10 protein-coding genes are annotated in these 11,438 nt (G+C 65.5%); all 10 read left to right on the forward strand.

Features of this window, described 5'->3' with window-relative positions; all coding sequences use genetic code 11:
- The first annotated feature begins 47 nt into the window (after window positions 1-47).
- Entirely contained in the window at window positions 48-956 is a 909-nt protein-coding gene (locus tag ACIBI6_RS39885) for a hypothetical protein (RefSeq protein ID WP_396960311.1), read from the forward strand.
- Window positions 957-1,025: 69 nt separating this feature from the next.
- Complete coding sequence (locus tag ACIBI6_RS39890; RefSeq protein WP_396960313.1) at window positions 1,026-1,958, forward strand: hypothetical protein; 933 nt, start codon at window positions 1,026-1,028, stop codon at window positions 1,956-1,958.
- Between the two features lie 12 nt (window positions 1,959-1,970).
- Entirely contained in the window at window positions 1,971-2,951 is a 981-nt protein-coding gene (locus tag ACIBI6_RS39895; protein ID WP_396960315.1) for a hypothetical protein, read from the forward strand.
- A gap of 222 nt (window positions 2,952-3,173) precedes the next feature.
- Window positions 3,174-4,280, forward strand: a complete 1,107-nt coding sequence (locus tag ACIBI6_RS39900; RefSeq protein ID WP_396960317.1) for a hypothetical protein — start codon at window positions 3,174-3,176, stop codon at window positions 4,278-4,280.
- A 45-nt stretch (window positions 4,281-4,325) separates the two neighbouring features.
- On the forward strand, window positions 4,326-6,203 hold the full coding sequence (locus ACIBI6_RS39905) for a type IV secretory system conjugative DNA transfer family protein (RefSeq protein WP_396960319.1): 1,878 nt from the start codon (window positions 4,326-4,328) through the stop codon (window positions 6,201-6,203).
- The gene (locus tag ACIBI6_RS39910; protein WP_396960321.1) at window positions 6,200-7,078 is read left to right on the forward strand and encodes a DUF4913 domain-containing protein; all 879 of its coding nucleotides are present in this window, start codon (window positions 6,200-6,202) and stop codon (window positions 7,076-7,078) included. Before ACIBI6_RS39905 ends, ACIBI6_RS39910 begins: the two co-directional genes overlap by 4 nt.
- Window positions 7,075-8,004: a hypothetical protein gene (locus tag ACIBI6_RS39915; protein WP_396960323.1), complete on the forward strand. Its 930-nt coding sequence runs from the start codon at window positions 7,075-7,077 to the stop codon at window positions 8,002-8,004. The genes ACIBI6_RS39910 and ACIBI6_RS39915 overlap by 4 nt, the downstream gene beginning before the upstream one ends.
- Window positions 8,001-8,936, forward strand: a complete 936-nt coding sequence (locus ACIBI6_RS39920; protein ID WP_396960325.1) for a hypothetical protein — start codon at window positions 8,001-8,003, stop codon at window positions 8,934-8,936. The genes ACIBI6_RS39915 and ACIBI6_RS39920 overlap by 4 nt, the downstream gene beginning before the upstream one ends.
- Window positions 8,937-9,186: 250 nt before the next feature.
- Window positions 9,187-10,050 carry an MBL fold metallo-hydrolase gene (locus ACIBI6_RS39925; RefSeq protein WP_396960327.1) on the forward strand — a complete coding sequence of 288 codons (864 nt, stop codon included), beginning with the start codon at window positions 9,187-9,189 and terminating at the stop codon, window positions 10,048-10,050.
- Window positions 10,051-10,387: 337 nt separating this feature from the next.
- Entirely contained in the window at window positions 10,388-10,924 is a 537-nt protein-coding gene (locus tag ACIBI6_RS39930) for an ATP-binding protein (RefSeq protein ID WP_396960329.1), read from the forward strand.
- Window positions 10,925-11,438 lie beyond the last annotated feature (514 nt).

Consider the following 11,438-nt stretch of genomic DNA (forward strand, 5'->3'; position numbering starts at 1 on the left):
AACGACAACAACAGTGATGGCCTCTGCTGCAGGTGGGGGCCGGTGAGATGGATACACCGACTCCGCTGCAGGCGCAACTGCTCAAAGCCGTGCAGAACCTGGCCTACGACAACCAGCAGCGCCTCGAGCGAACCCGTCACGCCGGACACGTGAGTGTTCCGCCAGAAGTGGTGCAGCAGTTGCGTATCGGTGAGCGGTCGCGCGAACAGCTCGAGGATGTGGCGTTGGCGGTCGGTGTGCCGAAGGCATGGATCGACTATGTTCGCGCCGCGGGTGAGCGTGACAGGCAGTGGCAGCCGGGGCAAGTACTGCTCGGGTCGGGACAGGTCGATCGGGCCGTACTGACCGAGGCGTTGGGCATCGAGGTGCGGGGTTTGCAGGATATGGCCGGTGTGGCCGCCATCTATACCCGCCGTGGCGAGCTGAATGTCGATGCGGTGGCGCGGTTTCGACGGGTGATGGGGATGACCTGGCAGCGCCTGGGCGCGGTGTCGCACGCCTTGACCTTGAGCGAAGAAGAACGCCACCAGATCTGGCAGCGCGGCGCCCAGCATTGGTCGACCGCGGTCGCGGCAAAGTTCGCCACACACAGCGACCAGCAGCTGGCGGCGCGCTGGAACCAGGTGGCACTCACCGACTTCACCGCCATCACGATGCCGGTGATCGTGCTGCAAACCGCCGGGATAACCCACGACGACATCACCGCCCAGATGCCGATTTCCCCGGACCGGATGGTCTCACTCGCCGCCGACGCCCTCACCACACTCGACCGGCCTTCAGCGCAGCTGACGGTCACCGACCCCGACCGAGATCCCGACGCCGCGGGAATCAACGCCGCGATCGAGGCCGCCGGATTGACCGGCGACCCGCCCGCAGCACTCGAAGCCGCAGACACCACGACCGACCCGACGCCCGCGTCGGCGGTGGCCGAGGTCGACCACGGACAAGAACCATGACCGTCGATCTCGGCAGCCTCTGGCAGCCGGAAACGACCGAATACCAATCTCTTTCAGGAAGGGACAAGCATGAGTGAACCGATACCCGGGATGGAGAGGCTGCCCAGCTGGAAGCTGCGACTGCTTGAACGCATCCAGAACGCCTCCGCCGACCACATGCAGCTGCTGTTGCGGGGGCATCCGACCTACGAACCCCATTACGGCGGCGGCGAAATCCCGCTGCAGACCTGGCGCACTCACCTGCGGGCGCTGGCCGCCGATCGTCACGAGATCGAGATCCATGCCAGCGCCGTTGGTGTTCCGCCCGCGGCGATCGCTGAGGCACGGGAGATGGGAGAGCGGGGACTGCGATGGGGCGACAGCGTGCATTCCCCACCCACCATGCGCCACGGCGAGGACCCCGTACGCGCCCATATGGTCGAAGGGATCGCAGGCGACGTGTGGCAGCTCGAGCACATGGCCGCGATCAATGTCGCCCACCGACTCCGCGGCGCGGACGGACGATTCCCGCCTGACCCGCAAGCACACGAACAGTTTGACCGGAACATGGTCGCCCTGTGGTCCCGCGCGTACGACACCGGCCATGTCATCGGATTGACCAGTGAGGAGGGGGCCGAGTTGTGGGGCCGCGACCAGGCGGGCTGGACGCAGTTGGTGGCAGCGACTGTGCACCGCTACGGAGACGCCGCACTCCACGAACGATGGCGTGCCTATGCCTGGCGTGGGATAGAACATGAAGCCTGGCGCAGCGTCGACAACCTCGCCGCCGACCGGATACAGGACCCCAATGTGGCGCCGCCCCCGACGCCGCCCGAGCTCATCGAACGAGCCACCCAAGCCCTCACCGGAACACCGACTGAGGCGAGTGCCAACTCGAGTATCGGCGCTGCAGTCGACGCCGCGTTGCCGCTCGATGTAGCAGCGGAATGGGATAGCGAACCAGCGTCGGAACCCAATATTCGTCCTCCCGAACCCGGGGCGTCGGTCGGGTTCGAGCGGTGAGGCGCGATGACGATGACGACTCCCGAACCCGAATCCTCCCCGCCGCAGTCGGTGGTCGAATGGCAGGCGCAACTGTTGCTGCGGATCCGGCTGCTGGCCGCCGAACACACCCGCATCCTGGACGGCGGGTGGGAGAACTTCGAAGCCCTCACCGTCGACGACGATCCACGTACGGCGTGGCAAACACACCTGGACGGGCTCGAAGCCCAGCGCGAACAGACCGAACAGACCGCGCTCACCGCCGGGATCGAACCGGCCTGGATCGAGGACGCCCGCGAACTCGGCATCCAGAGCACCCGCCCCCGCGTGGATGCCGGGGAGCGACAGAACCCGTTACGCGACAACGCCGCTCAAGACTTCTACGTCGACATGCTGTCCTTAGATCTGTGGCATCTGGAACGGATGGCCGGGCTGTCCGCAGCCCGCGCGGACCGCATCGCGACCGGACGGTGGAGCTTCGCCACCAATCCCATCGCCGGGGCGCAGTTCGCACAGAACATGCAGCTCTACCACGAACGAGTGACCGCTCTGGCGCACGCCGCGCAGATCACCGCCACCGAGGCGGGCGAACTGTGGGGTCCGGTTGCCGAAGGCGTCCGGCGACAGCTCGCGGTCAATCTCGCAACCTATGACGAATTGACGCTGGTCAACGAATGGAACTCCTACGCAACTGTGCGCACCGACCTAGCGATTCCGCCCTATGTTCCTACCGACCCCGATACCGGCATCCCCGTCGCTGGCGCGCAGGTTATCCCACCGACACCGCAACAGATGATCGACGCCGCGACCGCGTCGCTGCGCGCGGAATTCGTCGACGCGGCCATCAACAACGTCGTCAGCGAATCCGATCACAACGCCGAGCCCACCGCCATCACCGACGCCATCGCCGCCGCCCTCCCCGAAGGCGCCCACAGCTGGGACAGCGAACCCGACCACGGCGACCAGACCACCAACCCGCACCACCAGATCGACCTGGGCACCGAACCCTACTAGCCGAACTCCACCAATCCAACCCTGCGCCGATCACTGATCCACCAGAGGTATTCGCAGCAATCGTTTTTCGTCGACGCACCGGTCACGGGTACTGACCGGAGGCGCCGAAACCGCACTGCCAGGGGACATCCGAACACCGCCGCACCGCCGATAACGGTCGCGGCGCATGCCCTTCCCTCACCGGAGGTCGACGATGTCCACCACATCTGAATGGTCTGCGCGATGAGCTGGCCCGAACCACGACACGCAGCCACCGATCCAGCCTACTACCACGACGTAGCCGACCCGACCGAAGCCCAGATACGGGCCGATTTCACCCGCTACTACCAACTGCGGCTGGTCGCGCCATTCGCCGAAACTCCCGAGCAGAAGCAAGAATTCACCATCCAAGCCGATCAGCTGGCCGCCCAGTGGGGCCGCCACGAATCCATCGAGCACCGCAGACAGTGGGAACAACTACAAGCCGCAGTCTCGGGATGGGAGCTTCGACCGGAAGCCACCCGCGCCGCCTACAGCCGGATCGACCAAGCCAAAGCCGCTGGCGAACTCGGTGTCGACGCTCTGGTGTGGCGCAACCTGCGCCAAGCCGCCGAAGTCACCGGCCACATCGAAACCACCACCAACGGCTCCGATCAAGACCGCGCGCGCTGGCAGCCCCCGCAGCACTCCGCCGGACGCGACGCCGAGCGCACCGGTCTGCTTGACCGAGCCCTCGGTGGCCGCGGCCCGGAACTGGCCAGTCTGACTGAGGTCGACGCGATCATCGCCGAAACCGATCAGCTGCTGGCCGCCGAGGAAGAATTCGGCGACCTCGACACCGGCGCCGACGAACGCGCCGCACGCCAGCGCGAGGCCTTACGCCGACTCCAGGATCTCACCGCCGAACACGCCTGGCTGTCCGAACATTGGGACGGCTCACCCGAACACGACCAGGCCCACATCGCACGACTGGAATCCCTGCTCGCAGAAGCTCGCAGCGCGCGCGTCGACGCCGCAGACACCGGTGTCCTACCCGCCGATATCGAGGCCGCCTACCGAGCAGGACGCGATGGCACTTACCGGCACGAACACGCTGGCGCCCCGCTGATCGATCCCAACACACAGCTGCAACGCGACCTGGCCGTCCCCGAATCCCTGGCCGACGGGTTCGAGAACGCCCGCGACGGGCTCTTGCGCACCGATCGAGGCGGTGGCGCGGCCATCGACGACGCCACTACCGCCGCTCTGCCCGGCGCGGAGTTCGCCGAATGGGGCCCCGCCGACGGCGTCGAGGAAGACCTTGCGACCACACACCGCACCCACAGCGTGGACGCCGACGTGGCGCTGTGAAAACCGTTTCACCCCAATCCTTTCCACTTCTGGAGGGCCTTGATCATGATCTCGACACGAGAGACGCGTCGCCGTACCAAACGCGGTCCGGGTGAGGAAACCACGCTGCTGATGGTGTTCCTCGCATTGGTGGCTTTCGCGCTGGTGTTGTGGGCGGCGTTGAGCCTGGGCAGCTGGTGGGCCGGACTGCCTGTCACCGGCCATCCGGTGACCGCGCTGCTGGAAGTCGTTGCCGGACAGCACCGTTGGCCGTGGCAGTCCAGTGTGCTGGCTGTCGTCTTCACCGCTGCAGGTGCCGCGTTGGTGATCGCGGGCTGGCGGGCATTGAGTGCCCGCAGTGAGATCGACGCGGCTGCGCGCACGATGCAACGACCCGCGGCGATTCGGTTGGCCCGCGCGAGCGATAACGCGGTCGCCAACCTGCGACTCCTCCGTGACGCCGACCCAGCGATTCAAGCCCTTAAGGGTCCACCGCTAGGGAAGACAGTGATCGGCGGCGTAGAGCTATTCGTGCCAGCTGAAATGTGCGTGACACTCGCAGCCGGCGCCCGCACCGGCAAGACGATGGTCTGGGCGGTGCCTGCGGTTCTGGCCGCCTGGGGGCCGTGCCTGGCTACCTCGATCCGACCGGACTTGTACCGGCACACCGTCTACGGGCGCGAACAGCGAGGCCGGGTATGGCTGTGTGATCTGCAAGCGGTCACCGGCACGATCGAGTGCGGGTTCTGGGTCAACCTGCTCACCCAGGTCACGAACTTGCCAGCGGCCCGAAAGCTGGCAGGGTTCTTTGTCTCGGCCGCTTCCGGGTCGGTGTCGCAGGCTGCCAACGCGCGAGTGGATTCCTATTTCGACGGTGGCGCTCAAGAGTTACTGAGCTTGTATATGTACGCGGCGGCGTGTGCGGGTGGGGATTTGCTGCATGTGGCCGAATGGCTGGGCAGAGACCAGGATCAGACCCCGGCGTTGGTCCTGCATCACTACGGCCATCATCGGCCCGCCGAACGCATCATCGAATCCCAAGCCCTCTACGCCCGCCAACGCGACGGCCTCTACGACATGGCACGCCGATATCTCAACGTGCTCTCCGACGAAGGCTACGCCCGACTGGTCACCCCACCCCGGCGCAAGCTGCTAGCGGTACGCGAGGAAACCGACAAGAAGACCCGCAAAACCCGCATCGTCATCGACGAGACCGAACAGGGCCCGACCCACAGCCTGCCGGAATTCAAACCCGCCGAATTCGTCACCTCCACCGACACCCTGTATGCGCTGTCGATGGCCGGGCCTGACGGAGCCACACCGTTGACCGCAGCATTGGTCGGCCAAATCCTCGAGGCTGGGCTCGAGGAGGCGCGGGCTCGCTCGGATGGGCGCCTAGCGGTGCCGCTGCTCGGGGTGCTCGACGAGGCCGCCAACTGCGCCCGCATCTCGGAATTGCCTTCCTATTACACCTACGCCGGTGGCAGCGGGATCATCCTCATGACGATCCTGCAAGTCCTCGAACAAGGCGAAGACCTCTGGGGCGCAAATGGTCTCAAGACGATGCGCGCCCAATCAATCGAGGTCTATGGCGGCGGGATCGCCGCGGTCGACTACCTCGAACACTGGTCGGCGATGACCGGCCCCCACGATGTCGCCGACCGCTCCCGAAGCCACGGCGCCGGAGGAGTCAACCGCACCCTGACCTGGCGCCCCGAACCCATCCTCGACGTCGCGCTACTGGCCGCCCTGCCCAAAGACCGCGCCCTGGTACGACTCCCGAACCACGGACCGGTAGTCGTGCACAAGATCTGGTGGTCCGACACCGAATACGCACCCCTGATCCGAAAATCGTTGGAGCGCTTCGAGAAAGCCGCCCACCCGATCACCGGGCCTGCTCAGGTCATCGACGACGATCCGGCAGACGGCGGTGAGCGGTCATGAGCGCGGCCGCGGGCAAGAAGAAGCCGATGCCACCGGCATACCGGCATTTCACCGTGTTCACCGAAAAGTGGCTGCTTCCCACGATCAACGTCCGGTTGGCTGAAGCGAACCGGGAGAACACTTACACCTGGTGCAGCAAGTGGTGGGCCCACCGCAGCGTCGCCGTGCGAATTGCTCACCTACACAGCGCATTCGAGGCCCAACGACGCGCACAGACCGCCAACGGCCTCAGCACGTTCCTGCTTTCACACCTCGACGCCCACTTCAAAGTCATCCTCGACGCTGCCAACGGCCCACTACACCGATGCACCCGCACCACCCACCACGCCACACCCTCGCTGCCGTTCGAGCCCGTCCCGGCCGGGTGGTTCGCCCCCGCAGACCGCCTACCCGATACCGCGCCCGAGGGCGAGCAACATGAGCCAACCAAGCCGCCGCCGCGGTTCGCCCACTACAGCGTTTTCGTGCAGGACTGGTTGCTGCCGGTCACCGCGGTGCGGATCGCGGGTGCCAACCGGGAAGGCCAGTACAGCTGGTGTCGGGAGTGGTGGCGCCACCAAGCGGTCGCGGTCCGCTTCGCCAGCCTGCACAGGATTTTCGAAGCAGCGCGCCTGGCAGAGGACAAGTCCGCGATGAGCGCGCTGTTCGTGCGCCACATCGACCCCCACATGCGCTACATCCTCGACGCCGCTAACGGCCCCCTGCACCGCTGCACCCCTGACCAACACTTCAACATCCCAGGACTGCACGCCGAACGGATCCCCGCCGCTTGGTTCGGCGCCCCCGGTGCGAAAACCGCGATCGAGCACCTGGGGTTCGGCCCCGATTTCAGAGCCTTCGCGGTAAACGGTGCGGCGGGAGGGGCGGAGTTGTGATCACGCCGACGCGGCCGCAGGCGCGGGTGCTCTGGTCCCTGCAGAACGAGTCGGTCGCCGTCGCCACCATGCTGGCCGAGGCGACGCAGCACCAGCAACACAGCGGGCAACGCCCACCGCCGTCCTGGTTCGAGGTCTTCCATCATTGCGCGACGCTGCGTGAAGCATTGTCCGATGTCGCACTGTCCTGTGGGGTGCCGCGGGCGCCGGTTGATCACATTCGTGAGTGCGGTGACCGAGCAGTGCGGTGGAGCCCCGACCTTTACCTGCGCACAGTGGAGCCTTTGTACTGGGACGAGATCCTCGGTGGCCTTGACACACAGGTTCAACGCCTGTGCGACTGGACCGCCCTCGCCGCCGCCTGCAGCCGGATCGCAGCCAGGACCGAGGACGCGGCGAGCGCACGATTGGATCACAACCTGCGGAGATTGCGGGCCAGGACTGCCGGAGTGGCGAACCTGCTCGGCGTCGATGCTGAACAGGTTCACCAGTTGTGGGGCACTGAAGGCGACTGGGTGGCCGCAGGGGTGGCGATGCTCGACGCTGTCGCGGTCGAGGGTCTCGCGCAACGCTGGCACCAAGTGGCACGCACAGACAGCGGTACCGACGCACTGCAAGCCCGTGGTTTGGCCGAAGCCGGGATTGCGATCGACACGGCAGTGGCACTGCCCTCCCGCGAGACGCTCGAGCCCGCGATCAGCGCCGCCCTCACGCCCACGACACCACTGTTCCGGCCAGCGGCCACACCGGGCGCGGCCATCGATACCGCGGTCGACGCTGCGAACCCCACCAACAGTGCCGATGTCGAGACAGTCATGGCGGCACCGATATTCAGTGACTCAGCGGGCACCGACACCTGGAGCAGCGACCTCGCATCGAGTGACATACCTGCGGTGGCACCTATGTGGCAGGAGGACGAGGCGTGACCGGCCCGATCTCGGTGCTGCGGATTCGCGATATCCCGCCCGAGCAGGCTGCGCTCCTACGCCAGATCCATCAGCTCGCCGACCTCGGCGAGCGGCTGCGCCATGCCGTACCGATGACCACGCCGGGCTCCGCGGAGAGCACCGAGTTGCTCGACCATATCGCTGAGGTCGATCGTGATCGGGACTTGACCGAGATCCGAGTACGCGCAGACGGGATGCCCGCGGGTTGGGTCGACCAAGCGCGCATGGCTGGGCGATCCGGCCGTGCCTGGACCGACGAACTACTGTTGCTCCCAACGCGATCGCCGGCACGGCGTCGAAACCTTAAACGGGTTGTCCAGGACACCCGACAGCTCGCCGACATGGCCGCGGTTACTGTCGCTCGCCAGCACCGACTCGATACCAACGCAGTCACCGCCGATCCGGAACCTGCTGCAGCCGAACAGCTTCGACGCAACATGGCGGCGCTGTGGACACGCGCCGCGGCCACCGCCACCTCGCTCGGCATGGACGGCAAAGAGCGCGAACGCGTCTTCAATGCCCCCCGCAGGTACCTCGATCGACGCGTCCAGACCTACCGGCACTACAGCCTCGATGACCTCAACGTTGCCTGGCGCACCTACACTGCCCCGGCCATCGCCGCCAGCGTGCGGCGCTCACTGAAGAGCCTGCGCCGCGCGGATCGCGGCACCGAGACCGCGGCGGCCGACCCCGACGCAGAACAACCCCCGACGCCGCAGGCGCTGATCGAACGCGCTCGCCAAAGCCTCTACGCCGCAGCCAACAACCACTCCGACACCGGAACTGAGATCGAGTCAGTGATCACCGTCGCCATACCCGAGACGACAGACGGATGGGACGCATCAGCCGAGCTCGACAGCGGTGATTCCGCCGCCGTCGACGCGTATCCGAACGCCGGACCCGACCCGTAGCAGTCGGTAGTCGTTGTCCACCAACAACTTTCAAGCGAGGCGATATGCATTCAGCGAACGTTGGCACCCCCGCCGGCATCGTCGCGGCCGAGCAGGCGGCGACCAGCGCACCCTGCCTGTTCACGCCATGACACGGCCACCAGGCCGTCTTGACCAGCGTCGTCCCAGCGCTCACACACGCCACGCTCGGCCCGATCCCGCGCACCGCCTCCCACGTCCGCCCCAAACCGATCCGACAGGAGCCTCCACTATGACCGTGAGCCCGGAACACTTCACCCGGTCCGCAACAAGCCATCAGCGCCAGCTAGGTGATCACCGCGTCACCTACTTACCCGACGGGGTCGCTCTGCTCGACCCCCGCGTATGGCTGCCCAGCTCTGATGACCAGATCTTGGCCGAGCACGCGCATCTGATCAACCCCGACGGATACCTGGTCGCCAGTATCGGCGCACTGCTGATCGAATATGTCAACCGGACCATCCTTATCGACACAGGCTTCGGACCACTAGCAGTGCCCACTCCCTACGGGCTAATGCGCGGCGGGCGACTACTCTCCAGCCTTTCCGCCGCAGGCAAGACCTTGGCCGACATCGAACTGATCGCCATTACCCACCTGCACCTGGACCACATCGGCTGGCTATGGCAATCGATGCCCGAGACCACCGCTGGCCCTTTCGCCGATATCCCGGTCTTCGTCGGTGACACCGAATGGGACCAGCGCGACCACACCGCCACCGCCGGAATCAGCGCAGAAATGCTCGACACATTCAGCGCCCAAGTCCACACGATCGCCGACGGTGAAGAGATCTTCCCGGGAGTGCGTGCTCTCGCCACCCCCGGGCACAGCCTGGGCCACCTCGCCTACGAAATCACCTCGTCCCACAACCGGCTGATCGTGTTCGGTGACGCCATGCAAACCCCACTGCAGATCACCCACCCCGAACTGAACGCCGCCGTCGACGCCAATCCCGCCGAATCCACATCCACGGCTCGTCGACTGATCGACCGACTCACCCAACCTGACACCCTCGGCTTCGGAATTCACTTCGCCGACGTCCAAATCGGCCGCGTCACCGTCGACACCGGCGGGGAACGGGCATGGCAACCCGAATAGCCACCCTCCCAACATGATTCGGATGCACGGAGCTATTACGCCTCCCATCGACCTTCCCGCAAGTCTGACAGGGCTCGAACCGAACTGCTTGTCGTTGCGGCGCAACTCCTACACGTGACGGCGACGGGTGCCCGCCGCGGACCGTCGAGTGCGGTTTGGTTATTTGGGGACCTGTGCGACAGTGTGGCGCGCGAATGTGATCGCTTCGGATTGTGCGGCAGCGTCAGTGAGTCGAACCATTGGACCTCAACGTCATATTCCGGACCAGCACAATGACTTCCACGATGTCGATCGCCGCGGGCCCAGCCGCCGACCTATCCCGGATACTCTCGATCCTATGATCATCTGGCTGAACGGAACCTTCGGTGCCGGAAAGACCACGACCGCAACAGAATTGACCGCTCTGCTGCCCCAGTCGCGGATCTTCGACACCGAGGAGGTCGGGCTCATGCTCCGCCACGTCCTCGGCACCGAGATCGTCCGGGACTTCCAGGACTGGCAGCCCTGGCGAGGACTGGTCGTCGCCACAGCCACCCAGATCCTCGATTACGTCGGCGGTGTTCTCATCGTTCCCCAGTCAGTCCTTGTCCACCAATACTGGCAAGAAATCCGCGCCGGACTCGAAAACGCCGGCGTCCCACTGCATCACTTCGTTCTTCACGCCGAACGCGACGAACTCCTGCGACGCATCGAAACCGACCCCGCAAAACCGAACTCTCCCTGGCGCTTCGAGCACCTCGACGACTACGACGCCGCCCGCGCATGGCACAACCGCGAAGCCCACGTCATCGACACTACAAGCCTGCAACCACGCCAAGTCGCCGAACTCATCGCCGCTCATGCCGAGCACGCCCGAACATCAACGACGAAATGAACGACGATTTAGCTCAGCTTCAATGACAAACCGCTACATCACCGACTGCCACTGAAACTGAGCCACCCTGGTCACAGCAGCGAAGTCAGCTCAACCTCGTCGGCAACGGACAGGTGTGTCAGGTATATCGTCAGCTATCGGCAGGACCTCAGTGTCATCGTCCGGGTCGCCACCCCACGACCACTGTGCCCGCCACCCGGGTCGACGTTCCGGCACCTCGGTCGTATCATCGCTGTTCTCGGCTGCCAGGGCATTGCCTGGTTCCCACGGATCGTCCTGTCTCGGTACATTCCCCACCGCATGCCGTCCCTGGAGCCGGTGCCCGCGCCACCAATATCCCGCGGGAAACGCAAGCACGGCAGTGAAGATCAGCGACACTGCCCAAAGGATGGCGACCAGCATCGACAGACCCGAGCCCTAGGGGACTATCTCGCTAACGGTGTTTCCGGCGGTTTCTCTCAGTAGGTTTGGGCGTCGGGCCAGCGGTCGGCGAAGGTGATCGCGAATGCGTTGA

It is taken from the genome of Nocardia sp. NPDC050412, from assembly GCF_044458825.1.
Taxonomy (GTDB): domain Bacteria; phylum Actinomycetota; class Actinomycetes; order Mycobacteriales; family Mycobacteriaceae; genus Nocardia.

Bases quoted from the DNA above. Each gene is read 5' to 3' on its own strand.
- ACIBI6_RS39885 (WP_396960311.1), top strand. From the start codon at position 48: ATGGATACACCGACTCCGCTGCAGGCGCAACTGCTCAAAGCCGTGCAG.
- ACIBI6_RS39890 (WP_396960313.1), top strand. From the start codon at position 1,026: ATGAGTGAACCGATACCCGGGATGGAGAGGCTGCCCAGCTGGAAGCTG.
- ACIBI6_RS39895 (WP_396960315.1), top strand. From the start codon at position 1,971: ATGACGACTCCCGAACCCGAATCCTCCCCGCCGCAGTCGGTGGTCGAA.
- ACIBI6_RS39900 (WP_396960317.1), top strand. From the start codon at position 3,174: ATGAGCTGGCCCGAACCACGACACGCAGCCACCGATCCAGCCTACTAC.
- ACIBI6_RS39905 (WP_396960319.1), top strand. From the start codon at position 4,326: ATGATCTCGACACGAGAGACGCGTCGCCGTACCAAACGCGGTCCGGGT.
- ACIBI6_RS39910 (WP_396960321.1), top strand. From the start codon at position 6,200: ATGAGCGCGGCCGCGGGCAAGAAGAAGCCGATGCCACCGGCATACCGG.
- ACIBI6_RS39925 (WP_396960327.1), top strand. From the start codon at position 9,187: ATGACCGTGAGCCCGGAACACTTCACCCGGTCCGCAACAAGCCATCAG.
- ACIBI6_RS39930 (WP_396960329.1), top strand. From the start codon at position 10,388: ATGATCATCTGGCTGAACGGAACCTTCGGTGCCGGAAAGACCACGACC.